The sequence below is a fragment of the Chryseobacterium foetidum genome (genome assembly GCF_025457425.1).
Classification (GTDB): Bacteria; Bacteroidota; Bacteroidia; order Flavobacteriales; family Weeksellaceae; genus Chryseobacterium; species Chryseobacterium foetidum.
In genome coordinates, this window is record NZ_JAMXIA010000001.1 from 3,310,716 (window position 1) to 3,331,013 (window position 20,298).

Below are 20,298 nucleotides of genomic sequence, written 5' to 3' on the forward strand. Positions count from 1 at the left end.
AGAAAATATTTGATTTTCAAACTAATGTGCTCTAAAATATTCTCAATACAATAAACTTAAAACTAATGTGACTCATGTGTCAAAAACTTCCCTGTTTAAATCTGAGTCGCAGTCTTCCGTTCACCAATCTGCTGTCTCCACATTGCATAGTACAGACCTTTTTCTTCAATCAAATGTAGATGAGAACCTGTTTCAATAACCTGTCCGCGCTCCAGAACAAAAATTCTGTCCGCATGCATAATCGTACTCAATCTGTGTGCGATCAAAACCGTAATCTGTTCTTTATCTTTTGAAATTTCTTTGATTGTCGTTGTGATTTCCTCTTCCGTGATGCTGTCTAAAGCAGAAGTAGCTTCATCAAAAATCAGCAAATGAGGTTTTCTCAGCAAAGCTCTGGCAATGGCAATTCGCTGCTTTTCGCCACCACTTAATTTTAATCCACCTTCACCGATTACCGTTTCAATTCCTTTTTCAGCACGATCCAAAAGACCCGTACAGCTTGATTTCTTTAAAGCCAACTGTAAATCTTCTTCAGTTGCAGAAGGATTCACAAACAATAGATTTTCTCTGATCGTTCCCGAAAAAAGCTGCGTATCCTGCGTCACAAAGCCAATCTGATTTCTCAGTTCATCAAAATCAAATTCTTTTCCGTCGATATTATTGTAAAAAATAGTTCCTTCTTTGGGTCTGTACAGTCCAACAAGCAATTTCACCAAAGTACTCTTCCCTGAACCACTTGGCCCCACGAAAGCGATTGTTTCTCCATTTTTCACATCAAATGAAATGGAATTTAAAGCTTTATAATGAGCCGACTGATGTTGGAAAGAAACTTTATCGAATTTTAAATCTTCAATCGCACCTATTTTTTTCGGATGTAGAGGTTTTGGCTCAACCTCTTTTTTCATCACTCTGTCAAAGTTTTGAAGTGACGCTTCGGCTTCACGATAAGAAATAATGATGTTCCCGATTTCCTGCATCGGTCCGAAAATGAAAAATCCGTAAAATACGAGCGATAAATACTGTCCGGGTGTTACAATATTTTTAAAAATCAGTAAAAGCAAAGTGAACGTGATGACCTGCTGTAAAAAATTCACCAAAGTTCCCTGTACAAAGCTCAGCGAGCGGATGCTTTTTACTTTTCTTAATTCAAGATTCAGAATTTTGTAGGTGTTGTTGTTTAAACGTTCAACCTCCTGATTGGTTAAACCTAAACTCTTTACAATTTCAATGTTTCTGAGGCTTTCGGTGGTGCTTCCAGCTAACGTTGTTGTTTCTGAAACGATATTTTTCTGGATGTTTTTAATTCTTTTGCTTAAAAGATTGGTTATTACTGCAATAAAAATAATTCCCAAAACGTACACCGGCATAATCGACCAGTGCAGACGGATGGCATATATCGAAACGAAAATAATACTCACCAGAATTCCGAAAAAGATGTTAATGAAATTATTGATGAATTTTACAGAATCCTCACGCACTTTGGTTAAAATAGAAAGTGTTTCACCGCTTCTTTGGTCTTCAAATTCCTGAAAAGGCAGTCTCATAGAATGCTGCAAGCCATCAGTGAAAATTTTAGCCCCAAATTTCTGAATAATAACACTCACAACGTAATCCTGAAACGCCTTTGCGATACGGCTGATCATTGCAGTTCCGATTAACAGTCCTAAAAAGTAGAAAACACCGTGGTAAATATCGGTTCCGTAAAGATATTCGTTGAGATTTCTCGGGATTAATTTTTCCTTATCAAAGTGATTCGGTTGGGTGACCAGTTTATCCAGAATATTTCCCGTAATTGCAGGAGCAAAAAGAGAAAATACCTGATTGATCGAGGCTAACAGCAATGAAGCGATGATGAGCCATTTATATGGTTTTAAATAATTTAATAGAATTTTCATTAGTAAAATTAAAAGCCCACAAATTTACGACAATTTAAGCGTCAAAATTTATCATAGGATAAGAAAGAAAAAATTTCGTAATTCTGAAAAAATAGCTAATTTGGCAGGATAAGATTATGCTATGCTAACGAAAGAACAAATTGCACAAAGAATTTCAAAAGAAGTAAAAGACGGTTATTATGTAAATTTAGGAATCGGAATTCCAACATTGGTGGCGAATTACGTTCCCGATAATCTTTCGGTTGAATTCCAGAGTGAAAACGGGGTTTTGGGAATGGGACCTTTTCCTTTTGAAGGTGAAGAAGATGCAGACATCATCAACGCCGGAAAGCAGACCATCACGATTTTGGAAGGTGGTTCATTTTTCGATTCTGCGTTCAGTTTTGGGATGATCAGAAGCCAGAAAGTAGATTTAACAATTCTCGGTGCCATGGAAGTTTCAGAAAACGGCGACATCGCCAACTGGAAAATCCCAGGAAAAATGGTAAAAGGAATGGGTGGTGCGATGGATTTGGTAGCTTCTGCCGAAAACATAATCGTTGCGATGATGCACGTGAACAAAGCCGGAGAAAGCAAAATTCTGAAAAAATGTTCACTTCCTTTAACCGGAATTAACTGTGTGAAAAAAGTGGTTACCGAACTGGCCGTTTTAGACGTTACGCCTGCCGGATTCAAGTTGGTTGAAAGAGCTCCAGGAGTTTCTGTAGAACATATCATTAAATCTACTGAAGCTAATCTAATCATTGATGGTGAAATTCCTGAAATGCAGTTTTAAGTTGCTTTTGGCAAATGGCTTATTGCTATTGGCTTAAATGATTAAGTTATATAAAAAACCTTGTCAGAGCGACAAGGTTTTTTTGTGTTTGATAATCTTTTCAGATAATAATTTACTAAAATATCTCTGATGTTTCTTAATCCATCTTAACACTTTTAAAATCTTAATGTTTTAAAAAAAATGTTTATTATTTTTGATCCTGTGCTCCAAAAACCTTCTGTAAAATACCCGTCGTTCTCATCACAGAATTATTTCTGATTCCACTTTCTTTCTCTGCCACCATTTTGAAAACACCGTTGATGGTTTCGTTGGTCACATATTCATTTAAATCTGTAGAAACGGCTTGTCCGGTCAGTGTATTGTATTTTGAAATTAAATTATTCCATACTTTATCGGCACCTACTTTTCCTAATGAAGCCTTTACTTTTGGCTGAAATGCAGTGAACAGTTGAGCTTGAGTTTTGCTCTGTAAATAATTCGTAGCTGAATTATCGCCACCCAGCAAAATGTTTTTCGCATCAGTAATTGTCATCGAAGTAATAGCTTTTGTAAAAATCGGAGCAGATTCTGTCACCGCATCTTCTGCTGCTCTGTTGAGCAATTTCACGCCCTGATCCGCGAGACTTCCCAATCCGAAAGCCCGCAATTTGGTATCAATTACCCTAAGTTTTTCGGGCATTAAAATTTTTACCGCTTCATTTTTAAGGAAACCGTCGGTTACACCGAGTTTTTTCACACCTTCAGTAACGCCCAGATTCAAAGCTTCCTTCAAGCCTGATGAGATTTGAGTTGAAGTAAGACTTCCAAGATTTACTGATGACGTACTTTTCGTTGGAGTTTGCGAACTTGCTGTGCCGGTTTGCGGCTTAGTTGTGGTGGTTGACGGAGTTGTTTTAGGATTGTTTAAATCTACACCTGTCTGATTTTTCACCGTAGATTTGATAATATCTAAAATCTGTGCCTGTGCAGAAACCGAAAATAATAATCCCGCTGCTAGGATAAAAGTTTTTTTCATCATTTAATTTTATACAAAATTAGATGTTTCGGAGCTGAAATAGTTAAATGATAGACCGAATTTTTCAGAAAAGAATTATATTCGCTAAAATCTAATTCCACCAAAAATGAAGCGTTTTTTTCTGGCTTTTTCTTTACTCATTTCGGGTTTCTTTTTTTCTCAGAATCAACTGAATTTAATTCCTTATCCGCAGAAGGTTGAGTTTCAGAAAGGAGAATTTATTATTCCTGAATCAATGAATTTGGCAGATAATCTCCCCAAAAAAGAAACTGAATTTTTAAAGAAAAGATTAAATATAGAGTTTACAAATAGCAAGAATCAAGATGCCAACCTTTTGTATTCTAAATTAATTAAGAAAGTAAATGTCAATAAAGATTATTATGCAATCGAGATTTCGCAAAAACAGATTCATATAAAATCGTACACAGATCAAGGATATTTTTTAGCTATTCAAACTTTAATTCAATTGTTTGAAACTCATAAAAACGGAAGAATTCCCATATTAAAAATCGAAGACGAGCCCAAATTCGCTTGGCGCGGAATGCACCTCGACGTCTGCCGCCACTTTTTCACAGTTGAAGAAGTAAAGCAATACATCGATTATCTGGCAATGTACAAACTCAATACTTTTCACTGGCACTTAACTGACGATCAGGGTTGGAGAATCGAGATTAAAAAATATCCAAAGCTTACTCAAATCGGTTCAAAACGCAAAGAATCCATGATTGGAGCGTACGTTGACAATACTTTTGACGGAAAACCGTACGGGCCTTATTTTTATACTCAGGAACAGATAAAAGAGGTTGTTAAATATGCAACTGAAAGACACATTACCGTCGTTCCTGAGATTGAAATGCCGGGTCACGCTTTGGCAGCTTTATCGGCTTACCCTGAATTGGCGTGTACCAAAGGACCTTTCGAAGCAGCAACAAAATGGGGCGTTTTTGATGATGTTTTCTGTCCCAAGGAAGAAACTTTTACTTTTTTACAAAATGTTTTGGATGAGGTTATTCAGCTTTTCCCTTCTCAATACATTCACATCGGAGGCGACGAATGCCCGAAAACAAGATGGAAAGAATGTGCACACTGTCAGGCTTTAATCAAAAAACACAATCTGAAAGACGAGCATGGTCTACAAAGTTACTTCATCCAGAGAATTGAAAAATATGTCAACTCAAAAGGCCGCAAAATCATCGGCTGGGACGAGATTCTGGAAGGTGGATTGGCACCCAATGCCGCAGTAATGAGCTGGACAGGCATCAAAGGTGGAATTGAAGCCGCAAAAACCAATCATTTCGCCGTGATGACGCCTGGAGCTTACTGTTATTTTGATCATTATCAGGGTGATCCGCAGACTGAACCCAATGCGTTCGGAGGTTTTACGCCCTTGGATAAGGTCTATTCGTATAATCCGATTCCTGCTGAATTGAATGCAGAGCAGTCGAAATACATTATGGGAGTTCAGGCAAATTTATGGACGGAATATATTCTGGATTTTAAACAGGTTCAATACATGATTTTCCCTAGGTTATTCGCGCTTTCCGAAGTAGGTTGGGGAACTTCAAAACCCGAAAATTATAAAGGATTTGAAAACAGAGTAGTGGAGCATTTTAAAATTTTAGATAAAATGAACATTAATTATGCTAAAAGTATCTACAATATCGCGGGAAAAGTAATTCCAAATAAAAACGGTGTTTCCTACGAACTTTCAACTTCACAAAATCCAAACGGAATTAAATTTACAACTGATGGTAGCGAGCCAAAAGCCAGTTCTACAACCTATCAGAATGCGATTCCGGTTTCCAAAGTGATGACCATAAAATCAGCTTATTTTGAAAATGAAGAATTGAAATCTGCAGTTTCTTCTCAGAATTTTTCCACCTCAAAAACGACTGGTAAAAAAATTACTTTGGAAAATCAGCCCAGCGAAAATTATTCTTTTGGCGGAGCTTTCACTTTAGTTGACGGAATTACCGGTAACGTGAAACAATTGGGAAAAACATGGCTTGGTTTTCAGGGAAAAGATGTTGTTGCGACAATTGATTTAGGCGAAAAAACAAGTTTCTCAGAAGTTTATTTCAATACATTAGACAACAAGGGTAGCTGGATTCATCTGGCAAAATCTGCCACGGTTTCAATTTCTGATGACGGCAAAAATTTTAAAACCATTAAAGAAATTGGGAAAGAGGAAATTCTTTCAGCAAAAGGAAAGATCAATCTTAAAGTAGGAGATCAGAATGCTAAATTCATTAAAATTAAAATAGAAAACGCAGGAATTATTCCCGCAGGAAATCCAGGCGCAGACTCCAAAGCGTGGCTTTTTGTAGATGAAATTGGAGCGCGGTAAGTTTAATGTCTAATGTCTAATGTTTAATGTTTTATGCTGCGACAGACATTAAATTTTAGCTAGAAAGAATACTTAATTGAAGAAACCTTAAACACAAAACACCAAACCTTAAACTAAAGAATGAATTCAAGAAGAAAATTTTTAAAAACCACAGGGATTTTATCATCGGCTTTATTACTGAATCCATTGGATTTAATTGCTAAAGAAGTTCCTGAAAATGAAAATACTTTGATCAATAAACCGATCGTTCTTTCGACATGGGATTTTGGTTTAAAAGCCAATGAAGAAGCATGGAAAATTTTAGGAAAAGGCGGAAGAGCTTTGGATGCAGTTGAAAAAGGCGTCCGTCTGGTCGAAAATGACCCGAATGAAAGAAGCGTCGGCTACGGAGGTCGCCCCGACAGAGACGGAAGGGTGACGCTGGATGCCTGTATTATGGATGAAAATTACAACATTGGCTCTGTGGCGTGTCTTGAAAATATTAAAAACCCGATTTCTGTAGCAAGAATGGTGATGGAAAAGACGCCTCACGTAATGCTGGTGGGCAACGGAGCGTTTCAGTTTGCCGTTTCCCAAGGTTTTAAAAAAGAAAATATTCTCACTGCAGAATCCGAAAAAGAGTGGAAGGAATGGCTGAAAGACAGCAAATATAAACCCATCGTAAACATAGAAAATCATGACACGATTGGAATGATTGCCCTGGACGCTCAGGGAAATCTTTCCGGAGCCTGTACGACCAGCGGAATGGCTTTCAAAATGCACGGCAGAGTAGGAGATTCGCCGATTATTGGTGCGGGTTTGTTCGTTGATAATGAAGTGGGTGCAGCCACGGCGACAGGACATGGCGAAGAAGTCATCAGAACAGTTGGAACTCATCTCGTAGTTGAGCTTATGCGACAGGGAAGAAATCCGCAGCAGGCCTGTAAAGAAGCGGTTGAGAGAATCGTAAAAATTACTCAGCGAAGAAATAAAAATTTAAAAGATATTCAGGTAGGATTTATCGCCATCAATAAAAAAGGAGAATACGGCTCCTACTGCATTCAGGACGGGTTTAATTTTGCGGTTTACGATCAAAAAGGAAACCGTCTGGAGAAGCCTGAATTTGCTTTAAAGTAAGGGAAAGAGCCAAGGAAAAAGTAAAAAGAGTCAGGTAAAAGGAGCCAAGAAAAAAGTAAAAAGAGCCAAGTGCAGGATTTTAGTCATAAATCCCTAACCTCGAACCTCAAACCTCGAATCCCGAACCCCGAAACTCAAATTTCAAACCTCAAATTTCAAATCTCAAATCAACCTATGTTTTTAGAAATAGCCACTTTCGATATCACTTCCGCTGAAATAGCCTTGAATTCCGTTGCCGACAGAATTGAATTCTGCGCAGACATCAATTCTGGTGGAATTACGCCTGATCTTGAAGAGTTAAGATATTTAAAAGATAAATATTCAAAACCTATTCATGTGATGATTCGCCCTGTTGGCGGAGGTTTTATGTACAGCGATTCAGAATTTATGCGGATGCAAAGAGATATTATTGAATTTTCTAAAGCCAAAGCTGATGGTTTTGTCTTCGGAATTTTAGATGAAAATCAGGAAATTGATTATGAGAAAAACAGACTTTTGGTTGATCTGGCCAACGGTAAACCATGCGTTTTTCATCGTGCAATCGACAGGACAAAAAATATTTTTGAATCGGCAAAAACACTGATCGAATTGGGTTTTAGGGAAATTCTCACTTCCGGTGGAGAAAATTCTGCGATGGAAGGAAAAGAAAACTTAAAAAAACTCATTGAAAATTGTGGCGATGATATTAAAATTTTAATCGGCGGCGGTGTGCGTTCGAATAATATTTCAGAATTGAAAAATGTGACGGGTGGGAAATATTTTCACTCTTCGGCGGTGTTGTCTTATGAATCGTTTGCCAATGCTGAGGAGATTAAAAAATTGAAGGTTAATTTGTAGATTTTAAATCATAATTAAACGCAAAGTTTATTTTTAAATCTGCATATTTAAGGAGCAAAGAATGACGAACGAGTCGTCTAAGCGTGAAAATATAGTTATGTGTGAAAATATCATCAATTTAGGAAGCAAAAAAAAGAATAAATAAACAATTTTGTAAAGCGCATGTGTTTTCAAGCTTAAGCAACTTGTTTGCTACACTTTGCCTCTTTAAATATAAATAAAGAAAGATAATCTTTGCGTTTAATAACAAACACAAAATAAAACACAAACACGAATGACAGAAAACGAATTATCCTATAAAATAATAGGTGCGGCTTTAGAAGTACACAAAACTTTAGGAGTTGGTTTGCTGGAAAGCGCTTACGAAGCAGCTCTGACCTATGAGTTGAGAGAACTTGGTTTTAAGGTTAAAAGTCAAGTGGTACTTCCTTTAAAATATAAATGTGAAATAATAGAAAATGCCTACAGAATTGATTTAATTGTTGAGAACAAGGTAATTATTGAGGTGAAATCTGTTTTAGAAATTCATCCTATTTTTTATTCGCAGGTTTTGACTTATTTAAAATTGACCAATATTAAACTAGGTCTATTGATTAATTTTAATACACCATTAATCAAAGACGGAATTCACAGAATTGTAAATAAATTGTAAATGAACAAAACCATCCTTTTTGCTTTATTTTTCATTCAAACATTAATCAGTGCACAGTTTTCCGAGCGGAATCTGTCAACAGAAAAATGGCAGTTCAAAAACACCAAAGAAAAAAACTGGCTGACCGCAGCGGTCCCTTCGACGGTTCATTTGGATTTAATGGATCATCAGCTCATCCCCGATCCATACAAAGATGAAAACGAGAAAAAAGTACAGTGGGTTGAAAATGAAGACTGGGATTATCAGACAATTTTTAAAATTTCCGCAAAAGAATTACAAAATCAAAATGCTGAACTGGTTTTTTATGGATTGGATACCTATTCAGAGATTTATTTAAACGGAAAACTGCTGAAGAAAACAGACAACATGTTCAGAACATGGAAAATTCCGGTGAAAAGTGATTTGAAAGTTGGAGATAATGTTTTACAAGTAAAATTTAAATCATCAGTCAATATCGGGAAAGATTTAGCTAAAAAAGTTCCGTTTACGATGCCGGAATCTCCGAGAAGTTTTGTGAGAAAAGCCCAATACCAGTTTGGTTGGGATTGGGGACCCAGATTAGTCACTGTAGGAATCTGGAAGGATGTAAAATTGAATTTTTGGAATCATGCTAAATTTGAAAATATAAAAATCGAACAGAAAAAAGTAACTAAAGAAGTTGCAAATCTCGTTTTTCATACCGAAATTTTTGTTGAACGAGATGGTAATTATAGCGTGCTCGTAAATAGTTCATCAAAAAATTTCAGTTTAAAAAAAGGACGAAATTTAATTGAATTTCCATTCGATATTAAAAATCCGAAATTGTGGCAGCCGAATGGTTTTGGAACGGCTTATTCATATCAGTTTGCGATATCGATTTTTAAGGAAAATACTATTCTTGATCAAAAATTGGTTGATACGGGAATTCGAACCATCGAGTTAATCCAGGATAAAGACGAAAAAGGCAAAACTTTCTACTTTAAAGTCAACGGAAATCCGATGTATGCGAAAGGAACCAACTGGATACCTTCCGACAGTTTCACACCGAGAATTACAAAAGAAAAATACCGAAAACTCATCAGAGACTGCAAAGATGCGAACATGAACATGATCCGCGTCTGGGGCGGCGGAATTTACGAAGATGACGAATTCTACAAAGCCTGCGACGAAAACGGAATTCTTATCTGGCAGGATTTTATGTTTGCCGGAAGTTTTTATCCGTCAGACGAAGAGTTTTTAAATAATGTAAAAGAGGAAGTCAAAGATCAGGTCAACAGACTTCAAAATCATCCGTCAATCGCCTTGTGGTGCGGAAATAACGAAATTGATGAAGCCATCGTCAATTGGGGTTATCAGAAGCAGTTCAAATATTCAAAAGAAGATTCTCTTCAGGTCTGGAAAGATTACAAAAAGGTTTTCCACGAAGTTATTCCAAATGCTTTGAAAGAAAATTTAACTTCAGAAAAAAACATCTATTGGCCGACGTCACCGTCGATCGGTTGGGGGCACAAAGAAAGCTTAACCGAAGGCGATTCTCATTATTGGGGCGTTTGGTGGGGCGAATTTCCGTTTGAAATTTACAATGAAAAAGTTCCGAGATTTGCTTCTGAATATGGTTTTCAGGGAATGCCAAGTCTGGAAGCGGTAAAATCAATGTTTTCAGGACTATCAGATTTGAGTTTAGAAAATCCAACGATTAAAGCACACGAAAAAAACGCAAGAGGATTCGAAATTATTCAGAAATACATGGAACGTGATTATGTGGTTCCAAAGGATTTTGTGAAATACAATTACGTTTCCCAACTGCTTCAGGCTCGTGGAATGCAGATTGCAATTGAAGCTCATCGTAGAGCAAAACCTTACAACATGGGAACTTTGTATTGGCAGTTGAACGATTGCTGGCCTGTCATTTCATGGTCATCGATTGATTATTTGGGTAACTGGAAAGCGCTACATTATCAGGTGAAAAGAAGTTTTGAAAATCAGGTGATTTTAACGGAAGAAAAGGATGGAGTTTTAAATTTCTACGGAGTTAATGATGGGGTAAATAAATTTCAAGATGTTTACATTGAAATTCAGGCTTTAAAGCTGACTGGTGAAATCGTTGGAGAAGTCATTAATGTTCCAGACGGAAAAATTTTGAATGGTATTTTTAAATTTGATCCTACTGAAATCGAAAATTTAATTCCGGACACAGATAAAAATGAAGTCTTTGTAAAACTAACTTTAAAAGATGCAAATCAGAAAATCATTGCTGAAAACACTCATTTCTTCGCAAAACCAAAAGATTTAAAACTCACTAAGCCCAACATAAAAATCAGGAAAATATCTTCCACAGAAATTGAAATCTCTACCGATGTTCTGGCGAAAGATGTCTATTTAATGGGCGATAGTCATTTTTCTGACAACTTTTTTGATTTGCTTCCCAAAACTTCAAAAAGAATCAAGCTTTCGAAACCTTTGGAAAAAATCGAGGTGATGACTTTGTTGGATACAATGAATTAGCGCACTAAACCTTCAAGGTTTCCGAAACCTTGAAGGTTTTTTTCAACAATAAACCCTGCCAGCGTTTCAAACGCTGGCAGGGTTGCAAGTGGATATTCTATTTTCGAGCATAAGCTGAACCTTAGCCTTAAACTTAACCTCAACCTAATCCCCAACCTAAAAAAAATTGCACTTCTCTTCAGAAACAATTAATTTTACACTTTTAAATTTCTCTTTTGCACTACGCCCAGATTATTTTACCGCTCAACCTCAAAGGATCTTTCACCTACAAAGTTCCGGAAGAAATTATTGAACAGATTCAAAGCGGAATGCGTGTGCTCGTCCCTTTTGGAGGAAAAAAAATCTATACAGGAATTGTTTTTGAACTTCATGATCAGGCTCCGGAAAATTTTGTGGCCAAGGAAGTCATCAGTATTTTAGACAGCAAACCTATTGTTCCTGAAGAGCAGATCAAGTTCTGGAACTGGCTTTCTGACTATTATCTGTGCAGTTTGGGCGAGATCTACCGTTTTGCATTTCCATCTTCTTTAAAACTGGAAAGTGAAACTTATTTAAAATTAAAACCCAACGCAGTCATTAATTTTGAGATTCTAGATGTCAACGAAATGTATCTTATTCAGGCGCTTGAGGTTCGTCAGTTGATTAATCTGACTGATATTGAAGCGTTTATTCCTAAAAAGGATATTATCAAAACCATTAATTCATTGATTGATCTTCAATATATTGAAATTGATGAAAAAGTTGCTGAAAAATACAAAGCCAAAGAAGTCGCTTACGTAAAAATCAACGATGAGGTTTTGAAAAATGAAAGTTTTACCGGAATTCTTTTAGGCCTGACAAAAGCAAGAAAACAGAAAGAATTATTTCTTCACATCCTCGAAAAACAGACTGAAAATCCAAATCAGCCTTTAAAAAAATCAGAGCTTTTTGAAGACGGCTATTTTTCATCTTCTCATTTTAAAGCTTTGGCAGATAAAGGTTTTATCGAAGAATATTATAGGCAAAAAGACAGAATCGAAAGTTACAGCGGGGAAATTGAAGAGATTGAAGAACTTTCGGATATTCAAAAGGCTGCAAAAGAAGAAATCGACGCTGCTTTTGAAGAAGGCAAAAACGTTTTACTTCACGGAGTAACTTCTTCAGGGAAAACCCATATTTATTTAGAAAAAATTGAAGAATGCATCGCTGAGGGCAAAAATGTACTTTTTCTGTTGCCAGAAATTTCTTTAACCAAACAGATTACGCAGCGTTTAGAAAAAAAATACGGCAGCCAGATCGGATTTTACCATCAAAAACTGACCGATTTTGAAAGGGTAGAGGTCTGGAAGAGAATCAGCCGAAATAATATTAAAATCCTGATTGGAACCAGAAACGCGTTATTTCTCCCTTATGAAAATTTAGGATTAATCATTGTCGACGAAGAGCACGATTCTGCTTATCGACAGAAAGATGTTTCGCCTTATTTCAATGCGCGAGATGTAGCTTTGGTTCTTGGAAATCTCTATGACGCCAACGTAATTTTAGGTTCGGCAACCCCGTCGGTAGAATCTTATTATTTAGGTCAGAAAGACCGTTTGAGATATGTTTTTTTAGATAAAAGATTTGGCGAAGTTGAGTTACCTGTTTTTGAACTGATTAATTTTAAGGAAGCTCAGGATTCCAAACACGTTAATGGAAATTTTTCTTTCAGAATGTTGGAGGAGCTAAAAAAAACTGTAGACGAAAATAATCAGGGCATTATTCTTCACAACCGCCGTGGTTACGCCAATGTTGTTGAATGTGAATCGTGCGGTTACGTCAATTACTGTTCAAACTGTGACGTTGTGATGACGTATCACAAATCTGCCAACGAGATGAAATGTCATTACTGCGGACAGCGGGCTTCAAAACCAAAGGCCTGCCCGAAATGTTTTTCAGAAAACCTTAACGAAAGAGGCGTTGGTGTAGAACAGATCCACGAGGAAGTTTCAAAATTATTTCCGGACAACGAAGTTGACAGAATGGATGTGGATTCGATGCGTAAAAAATTTGCCTACGAAAAACTCTACGAAAAAATTGAAGAAGGAGAAACCGATATAGTAGTTGGAACGCAGATGATTTCCAAAGGTTTGGACTTTGATCATATCGAATTGGTGGCAATTCCAAAAGCAGATTCTATGCTGTACGTGCAGGATTTCAGAGCAGAAGAGCGTGCTTATCAGTTAATTACTCAGGTTTCAGGCAGGGCTGGCCGTGTGTCTGGACAGGGAAAAATTTTAATTCAAACCTATAATCCTGATCATTCTGTCTTCCAGTTAATTAAAATGAATGATGCTGCAAAAACGTATGATTATTTTTTACAGGAAAGGAAGAAATTTCACTATCCGCCGTACACAAAGATGATCATGCTTCAGCTGAGTCATAGGAAAGAAGACAAAATTACGCGGGCATCGCAGTTTATGGGTTCTGTTCTGCGGAAGTATTTACCGGAAGAATGTGTTTTAGGTCCTGAAAAATCTCCTGTTTTTAAGATAAATAATATGTTTCAGTTCCAGATTTTAATTAAACTTCCCAGAGGAAACAAGTATGCTTCGTTTAAAAAATTAGTTTTAAAAAGCATCGAAGAGTTTGATGAGATCACAGCTTACCAGAGCGTCAAAAAACACGTATTAATAGACTTTTAACAAAGTTTAACATATTTTAATTGCTTTTATCAGTCTCTAATGTGCTGATTTCTAACAATATTTTCTACTTTTGATCGTTGGTTATATGTTTGGCTGCAAACAATTGGTTTAACTTCCTGCTTGCAATTCAATCATAAATACAGACAAAAAAGAAAAAATTGATGGTAAATTTCAAAAAATACATTTCAGGTATTGCGGTATTGGCATCTGGTTTATTCCTTGCTCAGAATACCGTTTCTACAGTTCTTTTTAATCCCAGTTCAGACAGTCAGAAATCTTTTAACCTTCCGTCGCCGGTTGCGATGATTGAGAAGACAATCCTGTCTCCTAAAGAGCTTGTAGATATCAATGTAAACACAATGATGGCCGATCCCGTGCTGAAAAACGCAACGTGGGGATTTGTAATCTATGATCCGAAAACAAAAAAGATAATTTCATCTTATAATGAAAATACACCTTTGGTACCGGCGTCCACAACAAAATTGCTCACTACGGAAACAGCTTTGAGTCTTTTGGGTGAAAACTACCGTTGGATGACGCAACTTGAATATTCAGGAACAGTTGACGAGAACGGAGTTTTGAACGGTAATCTTTACATTATCGGAAGTGGTGACCCGTCTTTGGGAACCAACAAAGCCGGTGCATGGTCTTATAAGGAAATTATTACAGATTTCACAGATGGACTTTCAAGAGAAGGTATAAAAAAGGTAAACGGTGATATTGTCATTCAGACAGCGCTTTTCAAAGGTAACATTACGAGACTTCCGGAAAATGTTGTGTGGTTGGAAAACAATAATTACTATTTGCCGGCAGGTACTACTCAGGAAATCAATCCGATGAATGAGAAACTGATTGTTAAGAAAAATGCTACGCTCAGTAATGATAAAAAATATTTCTACGTTTCGCCATACACCAATCAGATGGTCTATGCTGAAAAGTATGATGGGGCTGGAATTTTAACAACAAAATTACCTGATGCACCAGCTTATCTTGCCAATACTTTCAGAGCAAGTTTGATCAAAAACGGTTTAAGTGTGACTGGAAAGGTGCAGACAAAAACTACAGACGGTCAGCCTGAATCCAGAAAAACATTAAGCGTTTACAAATCTCCTACTTTAGCCGATATTGTTTATTACACCAACCAGAGAAGTGACAATTCACTTGCTGAAGCTTTGCTGAAAACAGTTGGTTACTTTAAAAAGGGAAATCAGACTACAGAAGCTGGCAGAGAAGTGGTGACAGACCATTTAAAAGATGCAGCTTTTGACCTTGAAGGCCTTACTTACATGGATGGAAGTGGTCTTTCAAGAAGCAACAAAGTAACGCCGATTTCTCAGGTGAAATATCTTACTTCATTGATGGGAACGAAATATTATCAGACTTATTTTAATTCTCTTCCGATTGGTGGACAATCCGGAACCTTAAAAAGAATGTTTTTGGAGACCGGAAACGGACAGGTTTTTGCCAAAACAGGAACTTTAAATAAGGTAAAAGCGCTTGCAGGTTACATTAAAACCAATTCCGGAAAAACTTTGGTATTCTCTTTATTGGTTAATAATTACGCCGGTTCGGTGGATATGGTAAAGAAGAGAATGGAGCAGTTGATCGAGCCAACTTTAGATTTGTAAAAATTTAATTTTAAATAAACTTTAAAACCTTTTAATCTGTGATTGAGAGGTTTTTTTTATCTTTGATGTAATATTAATAATGATTTAATGAAAAAAATATATATTCTTTTTCTCGTGAGTTTTATACTTCACATATTCTCAGCTCAAGACATGAATATCGATATGAAAGGCTTGAGAAGCAAGGAAATGAAATCTTTCGCAGCCAAAATGAATGCGGGAAATACGAATCCTAACACACTTAACTACGATTTGCAGTATCAGAGAATGGATTTATCTTTAAATCCTGCGAATTACAACGTATCAGGCTCTGTAACATCGCATTTCAAACCGAATCAGGCGATGACCAGCATTTATTTTGATCTTTCAAACACGCTTACTGTTTCTTCGGTTCAATATCACGGTGTCAATCTTAGTTTTCAGCAGCTTGCAACAAAAGAAGTGAAAATCGACTTTCAAAACCCGATTTCTGCAAATGTTTTAGATTCACTTACAATCAATTACAGCGGTGCTCCGTCAACAGCACTCAATGCATTTTCAACAGGCACACAGGCAGGAACTCCGGTAATGGCCACTCTCAGTGAGCCTTATGGAGCTCAGGACTGGTTTCCAACAAAACAAAGTCTGAATGATAAAATTGAAAGGTTTGATATTAAAATAACAGCACCTTCGCAATACAACGTTGCCTCAAACGGAACACTGATGTCTGAAACCACGCTTCCGGGAAGTTTAAAAAGAACTTTCTGGCGTACTCAATATCCAACCGCAGCATATCTCATTGCGATTTCAATTACAAATTTTACAAAGCTTACAGATGTAATTGGGACACCGCCGTTTCCGTACATCAATTATGTATATCCTTCCACAGCAGCTGATCCGTCAAGTATGTCAAATATTGAATGGACAAAGCAGGTAATGATAACTTTTGAGACTTATTTCGGACCTTACCCTTTCAGAAACGAAAAGTATGGTCACATGCAGTTTATGTATGGCGGTGGAATGGAGCACCAAACGATGTCGTCAATGGGAGGTTGGGATCGAGGCTTGATTGCCCACGAGCTTGCTCACCAGTGGTTTGGCGACAAGGTAACCTGCGGAGCATGGAATGACATATGGCTGAATGAAGGTTTTGCTACTTTCGGTCAGCATGTTGCCTATGAAAAACTAATAATGACCAATACACAATTTATGAACTATCTCATCGGCGAGCGGGATTACATCACAAGTCAGCCTGGCGGAAGCGTGTACGTGGCTGATGCCAATCTGGGAAGTGTGGGAACAATTTTCAGCGGAAGACTGTCTTATTCTAAAGGTGCTTATGTTCTCAGAATGATGAAGTGGATTTTAGGCGAAACTGCTTTTTACAATATGTTAAAAGACTATCATGCAAGACCAAATCTTGCTTATAACTACGCAGTGACAAATGATTTTAAAGGTTCTGTTTTAACATCTACCGGTAAAGATTTTACAGAATTTTTTAATGACTGGATTTATGGGCAGGGTTATCCAACCTACGACATTCGCTGGAAGCAAACGGGAAATACTTTAACTTTTAGAGCGGCGCAAACTCAAAGTCATACTTCTGTAAATTTCTTCGACATGCCTTTGCCTATTAAAGTAAACGGAACCGGAGGTCAGGTAGCTTACTTTGCTTTGAATAATACTGTTAATAATCAGTATTTTACAGAAACAGTGAGTTTCCCTGTTGCGAGTGTTGAATTTAATTATGAATATCAGATTTTAGAAAAAAACTCTACTGTTATACAAGATTCATCTTTAGGAATTGAAGAAATCGACCTTGGAAATTTTGGATTATATCCAAATCCTGCTAAGAGTGAAATTTATTTGAGAGGTGTGAAAAAGTCAGCAGATTTTAAAATCTTTTCTGCTGATGCCCGTTTGGTGAAAAGCGGAGTTTATCATCCGACAAAACCTATCAATATTTCAAATCTTTCCCCCGGAATTTATTTATTCCAGATCCGTGATAAGAATTTAAAATTTGTAAAAGAATAATATTGAAGAATCCGTCTCACAACTGAGGCGGTTTTTTTTTGGTAATTATTGCAGGATTTCGTATATTTATATCTGATAATCAGATAGTTGTTTATGAATTTTAAGCATTATAATCAAAATCAGTTGGTTTTGTTTCCTTATAGTTTTGAGGATTTGATTCCCGAAAATCATCCTGTTCGGATCGTTAATGATATTTTGGAGAAGGTAAACATTGACCCGCTCCTGAAAGCTTACAGTAAAGAAGGAAATCCCAGTTATCACCCTGTGATGATGCTCAAGGTGATGGTTTTTGCGTATATGAACAATATTTATTCATCGCGGAAAATCGAAAAAGCGCTTCGTGAAAACATCAACTTCATGTGGCTCTCCAACATGAGTATTGTAGATCACAATACCGTGAACCGTTTTCGAACCCATAAACTTGAAGCCGCCTTCAAAAATATTTTCTCCCAGGTGGTTTTGCTTTTGGCAGAAGAAGGTTTGGTGAGCCTGAAACAGGTGTTTGTAGACGGAACCAAAATTGAAGCACAGGCGGGTCGCTACACTTTTGTCTGGGCAAATTCCATCAAAACCAACAAAGAAAAAATGCTTCGTCAACTGGAAGAGCTCTGGAAATACGCTCAAAGTGTGGCAAAGGAAGAAGATAAAGACCCTGAACCGCCGGAGTTCAAAGAGATCAGCAAAGAAAAAATCCGGCAAACGGCAGAAAATATCAATGCCAAATTAAAAGGCAGCGGGGGTAAAACCGATTCCGACAAAAAAGCCAAAGCCAAACTGAATTACATTAAAAACAATTTTGAGAAAAACCTCGATAAATACGAAGCTCAGGAAGCTATTTTAGCAGAGCGGAATTCCTACAGCAAGACCGATGAAGATGCTACTTTCATGAGAATGAAGGACGATCACATGATGAATGGACAGCTCAAACCGGCTTATAATGCACAGATTTCCACAGAAATCGAAGATTCGACGAAGTCAAAATCAAATCATCGTCAATTATACCATCCATCAGCAAACCAATGATATCAATACTTTGGAGCGTCATTTGGAAAATTTTGAGAAATTGTTTGGTAAAAAAAGAATGGAAGAGTTGGAAGAACTCACTGCCGATGCGGGGTACGGAAGCGAGCAGAACTACGAATTATTGGAACAGAACAATATTACACCATTTGTAAAATACAATACTTTCGACAAAGAGCAGAATGCCCATTATCAGGCGAAACACAAGACTTTCAGCAAAGAAAATCTGCATTACAACGGGGAAGGCGATTTTTATATCTGTCCGATGGGACAAAAGATGGAAAAAACGCACGAAAGCACGCGCAAAACCAAGACCGGTTATCCTCAAAAGCTCTCCCATTATCAGGCTAAAAACTGCTATGGATGCCCAATTAGAGGCGTTTGCCACAGTTCCAAAGAAAACCGAAGCATCGAACGGAACCATCATTTGGAAGATTACAAAGAGAAAATACGAAAGCTTTTAAACAGTGAAAAAGGCATTAAAAAAAGAAAACAACGCTCGGTTGAAGTAGAACCTGTGTTTGCACATCTCAAACATTGCAATAATTTTAAGCGGTTTACCCTCAAAGGTCTGAAAAAAGTAGAATTGGAGTTCGGTTTACACGCTTTAGCACACAATCTAAGAAAGAAAGTTGCCTAAAGAGGACAACTTTTTCTATTTTCCAAAATAATATACATTTTACTGAAATAAAAAATCCGCCTCAAATTTTGTTGTGAGACGGATTCTTTTTGTTAAAAATCATCTCTAATTGATCTTTTTTATTTTAAACAGTTGAAATTTTAATTTTATCAATGTTTTGCATATTAGTTTGTGAAATTATCAATTATTTGGCAAAAATTTTGATACGTTTTTTCATTATCAGATGATACTCTGAAAATTAATTATTTTAAAAATCCTTTAATGCATTACATTATGAAACATTTATTCTCAGACCCAGAATTAAGTTTTAATCAAATCGTTTTCGAGCACCGCAACAAAGAGTACGGAGCTTATGATTTAAGAACAGAATCAAACAGAATTTTAGCCAAATCATTATTCTTAAGTCTAGTCGTTATTGCCGGAGTTTCATTAACGGCTTTTGTTTTTTCACCAAAAGGAGAAGTGATTGTAGATGAGTCACCTCCATTTATTGAACTTGACAGAATCTATGAAGTTCCAGATAAAAAACCGGAGCCAGAAGTTGTAAAGCCGGAGACTCAAGCTGCAAAGCCCGCAGCTCAGAACATTAAAACTTTCGACAACCGTGAGCTTAATCCTACAAGAAATGCAGATGATTCAAAAATTTCAACTAAAAAACCAGACGATGCTGTTGCCGGAACTGTAGATAATCCTGATGGTGCAGTGACTACCCAAAATCAGCCGACAACCATCACACCTCAACAGGGTACAAGCGAAGTACCTGTGAAAGACCCTGTGATTATTAAACCCGCTGGTGACGGAGTTGTAGGCACTAATGAATTATCAGTAGCAGCTAATTTTATAGGTGGTATTGATGCCTTCAGAAATAAAGTAATTGATAAATTTGATACTGCAGATTTTGAAAATGAAGGTGTAATTTCTACCACAGTAACATTTATTGTAGAGAAAGACGGGACTATTTCAGGTTTAAAAGCTGATGGTAAAAATGCAGATTTCAACAAGGAAGCTATCCGTACAATCATGAGTATAAAAGGAAAATGGACTCCAGGAAAAGATAAATTCGGTCAGGCAGTAAGAAGTTATTTCAAATTTCCTGTTAAAATGAAATTCGACCAGTAAATTTCAGGTCATTAATTTATAAAACTTATCCACAAAGAATTTTTTTTGTGGATAATTTTTTTTTAGCTTAAACCGTTTGTTAACAATACTTTAACTC

General features: G+C 36.8%; 12 protein-coding genes and 1 pseudogene. 11 read left to right on the forward strand and 2 right to left on the reverse strand.

All coding sequences use genetic code 11. The features are described 5' to 3' along the window. Positions 1-95: 95 nt before the first annotated feature. The gene (locus NG809_RS15375) at positions 96-1,895 is read right to left on the reverse strand and encodes an ABC transporter ATP-binding protein (protein ID WP_262152123.1); all 1,800 of its coding nucleotides are present in this window, start codon (positions 1,893-1,895) and stop codon (positions 96-98) included. Positions 1,896-2,016: 121 nt separating this feature from the next. Here NG809_RS15375 and NG809_RS15380 point away from each other — a divergent pair, with 121 nt between their 5' ends. Then, positions 2,017-2,670, forward strand: coding sequence for a CoA transferase subunit B (locus NG809_RS15380; protein ID WP_262152125.1), 654 nt, complete (start codon positions 2,017-2,019; stop codon positions 2,668-2,670). Between the two features lie 187 nt (positions 2,671-2,857). Here NG809_RS15380 and NG809_RS15385 read toward each other — a convergent pair whose 3' ends face one another. Next, on the reverse strand, positions 2,858-3,685 hold the full coding sequence (locus tag NG809_RS15385; protein WP_262152127.1) for a DUF4197 domain-containing protein: 828 nt from the start codon (positions 3,683-3,685) through the stop codon (positions 2,858-2,860). Positions 3,686-3,791: 106 nt separating this feature from the next. On the opposite strand from NG809_RS15385, the gene NG809_RS15390 reads away from it, so the two are divergent. From NG809_RS15390 to NG809_RS15435, 10 genes and pseudogenes are all read left to right on the forward strand, one after another. Next, positions 3,792-6,032, forward strand: coding sequence for a glycoside hydrolase family 20 protein (locus NG809_RS15390; RefSeq protein ID WP_262152129.1), 2,241 nt, complete (start codon positions 3,792-3,794; stop codon positions 6,030-6,032). Positions 6,033-6,152: 120 nt separating this feature from the next. Further along, the gene (locus tag NG809_RS15395) at positions 6,153-7,148 is read left to right on the forward strand and encodes an isoaspartyl peptidase/L-asparaginase family protein (protein ID WP_262152131.1); all 996 of its coding nucleotides are present in this window, start codon (positions 6,153-6,155) and stop codon (positions 7,146-7,148) included. A gap of 174 nt (positions 7,149-7,322) precedes the next feature. Beyond that, positions 7,323-7,985, forward strand: coding sequence for a copper homeostasis protein CutC (locus tag NG809_RS15400; RefSeq protein WP_262152133.1), 663 nt, complete (start codon positions 7,323-7,325; stop codon positions 7,983-7,985). A 274-nt stretch (positions 7,986-8,259) separates the two neighbouring features. After that, positions 8,260-8,637 (forward strand): GxxExxY protein, encoded by a 378-nt coding sequence (locus NG809_RS15405; RefSeq protein ID WP_262152135.1) that lies wholly within the window; start codon positions 8,260-8,262, stop codon positions 8,635-8,637. Next, entirely contained in the window at positions 8,638-11,121 is a 2,484-nt protein-coding gene (locus tag NG809_RS15410; RefSeq protein ID WP_262152137.1) for a beta-mannosidase, read from the forward strand. Between the two features lie 215 nt (positions 11,122-11,336). Next, the gene (gene priA, locus NG809_RS15415; protein WP_262152138.1) at positions 11,337-13,784 is read left to right on the forward strand and encodes a replication restart helicase PriA; all 2,448 of its coding nucleotides are present in this window, start codon (positions 11,337-11,339) and stop codon (positions 13,782-13,784) included. 161 nt (positions 13,785-13,945) lie between these two features. Beyond that, a complete protein-coding gene (dacB, locus tag NG809_RS15420; RefSeq protein WP_262152140.1) occupies positions 13,946-15,412 on the forward strand; it encodes a D-alanyl-D-alanine carboxypeptidase/D-alanyl-D-alanine endopeptidase in 1,467 nt (488 codons plus the stop codon). An 87-nt stretch (positions 15,413-15,499) separates the two neighbouring features. Then, entirely contained in the window at positions 15,500-17,422 is a 1,923-nt protein-coding gene (locus tag NG809_RS15425) for a M1 family aminopeptidase (protein ID WP_262152142.1), read from the forward strand. A 93-nt stretch (positions 17,423-17,515) separates the two neighbouring features. Next, positions 17,516-19,082, forward strand: a pseudogene (locus tag NG809_RS15430) (IS1182 family transposase). A gap of 273 nt (positions 19,083-19,355) precedes the next feature. Continuing rightward, positions 19,356-20,201: an energy transducer TonB gene (locus NG809_RS15435; RefSeq protein WP_262152144.1), complete on the forward strand. Its 846-nt coding sequence runs from the start codon at positions 19,356-19,358 to the stop codon at positions 20,199-20,201. Positions 20,202-20,298: the final 97 nt, after the last annotated feature.